The following is a 239-nucleotide window of genomic DNA, read 5'->3' as shown; positions in this document are numbered from 1 at the left end:
GGAGCTCTCTCTAGTACGAGAGGACCGAGAGGGACAGACTTCTGGTGTGCCAGTTGTTCCGCCAGGGGCATTGCTGGGTAGCCAAGTCTGGAAGGGATAAGCGCTGAAAGCATCTAAGTGCGAAGCCCCCCCCAAGATGAGATCTCCCACTCCTCGAGCGATCGGGGAGGTAAGACCGCAGATAGACTATCTGCTTGATAGGCGGTAGGTGTAAGGCTGGTAACAGTCTCAGCTAAACC

The 239-nt window shown here is 55.6% G+C and carries 1 rRNA gene (running past one end of the window); it reads left to right on the top strand.

Annotated features, from left to right (window positions below):
- A 23S ribosomal RNA gene (locus FVQ81_18655) occupies positions 1 to 234 on the top strand (its annotated part extends 833 nt beyond the left edge of the window); the annotation flags it as partial.
- Positions 235 to 239 lie beyond the last annotated feature (5 nt).

The sequence above is a fragment of the Candidatus Glassbacteria bacterium genome (assembly GCA_019456185.1).
Classification (GTDB): Bacteria; Gemmatimonadota; Glassbacteria; order GWA2-58-10; family GWA2-58-10; genus JAJRTS01.
Note: the sequence above shows the minus strand (reverse complement) of the source record. Positions and strands in the feature narration are given on the sequence as shown.